We start from the raw sequence: 1,683 nt of genomic DNA, 5'->3' as shown, positions 1-1,683 counted from the left end.
GCCGCCCTGGACGCGTTCTGGCACAGCGCCAACCGCCGGATTGTGGTGGTACCGGTGGTTCCCTAGAGGGCACCGCCTGACCAGGGGATGTGGCCCTATGCAACTGTAATCCCTTGTCGCGCAGGGGAATACTCGTGGCCATGGACCGCCCACTGGTTCACCGACACACCCCGCTCGGCGGCTTCACGGGTGAGCCGCCGATGTAGGTCCGGTGCGGTGCGGATGAACACCGTTGCCGTTGTAGCGGCTCAGCACTGGCTGCCCTTTGACGCCCATGGCCACGACTACAGTGCACCCGTCGGCGACCGGGTCAAAGCGTTTGAATTCCGCGGTAAACCCATGCCGTGGCTCGCGGGTAGGAGGAGCCTGACGAATGGGCATCATGGACGAGCTGTCAGCCGATGACAGACTCAGCATCGATCTTGCACGCTCAGAAAACCATCTGATCCGCGAACTGATTGCTGCGCGTCACCGATTCGGCCTCAAGCCGGCAGAAGTCGCCCGAAAAATGGGGGTCGATCGCAGTGTTGTGGCCCGCTTCGAGTCGGGGGGCACTAATCCGACGATGGCCACCATCAATCGTTACGCAGAAGCGGTCGGTGCGATGATCCGCTATACCGTCGACCCCGACGTGGTCCACTCTGCCACGGCCTCGACGTCATCTACTTCCACTTCGACGACACGGAAGTGATCCCGCTCGAGGATCTACTACCGGGACCATCAGCGATGCGGGCGTACATGTCCAGCGCGTTGGGGTCGCGTCTCCGCGACTTCAGTTGGGGCGAACACGACCAACGGGCAACGGCCGCTAGCACGCATTATTCGCCCATGGAGTTTCCTGCTGCTGTCCGCTGCTCACGCTCAACGAGCCGGGCACCTGCTGGCTGGCCATGCCGGCGGCGTAAGGAGTCGGCGGCTTAGAGAAGTCCACGTTCGGTGGTACTTGACTGACCACATTGATGATGGAGTGGCCGAGCTCGGGCCAGGCGAAGGCGACATCTTCCAGCCGCGAAGGGGGAAACCGACTCGCTGGATAGTCATGCCGCAGGGTCGGTAAGCCCTTGGCGCAGGAGGCATTTCGAAGGAGATGAGAAACTCGATCCCTGCAATCTGAATGTAGCCGCCGAGAACTTCGCTGCTGTGGCTTGCCAGTCGCAGCCGCACCGAGTTCTGTTTCACCGCGTGCTCAGGGCGCCGATTGTGCAGTATGTACGTGCCCCAGTGCGGCGGCCAGCCAGCACCACGCCAGAGGATTTCAGCCAACTGCGTTGTGGTTACGCCGAGGCGGAACCGGTAGGCCGTCGAGCCCTCTAACTCCATGCCCTTGGCTTCAATCGCACCCCAGATGGTTCCGTGGGCGTTGGATTGGCGACCTGACCATGCAAGCTGAACGCGCCCGCCGCGCCCACCCGTCCCGAACTCAACACCCGCCTTGCGCGCGGCAGCCCGGACGGTTGTGGAAAGCGTGCGCGAGGTCTAGCCCTGTGCGACGTTCACCGACCAGCTACCGCCCATAAATTCCTGAATTGGGCAGAATTTTTGTATAGCAAATATCCCGACGCCTGACGGCGAGGTCAGGCGCGAAGGTGCGAATCCAGCCCCGTCACCGCCGTTACTATTTTCCTATGACCGCCCCTGCGCCGTCTCTGAAGGTCACCCCGGTCGGCTTGCGCGCCGAGGCGC

Annotated in this window: 2 protein-coding genes; one reads left to right on the top strand and one right to left on the bottom strand. The window is 62.6% G+C overall.

Annotated elements, in window-relative coordinates; all coding sequences use genetic code 11:
* Positions 1-95: 95 nt before the first annotated feature.
* Positions 96-230, bottom strand: a complete 135-nt coding sequence (locus AC2VOG_RS18750; RefSeq protein WP_486941336.1) for a toxin-antitoxin system HicB family antitoxin — start codon at positions 228-230, stop codon at positions 96-98.
* 143 nt (positions 231-373) lie between these two features.
* On the opposite strand from AC2VOG_RS18750, the gene AC2VOG_RS18745 reads away from it, so the two are divergent.
* Complete coding sequence (locus AC2VOG_RS18745) at positions 374-691, top strand: helix-turn-helix domain-containing protein (protein ID WP_486941335.1); 318 nt, start codon at positions 374-376, stop codon at positions 689-691.
* Positions 692-1,683 lie beyond the last annotated feature (992 nt).

The organism is Mycobacterium sp. TH-M11, from assembly GCF_057473725.1.
This window is presented reverse-complemented; position numbering and strand designations above follow the sequence as displayed.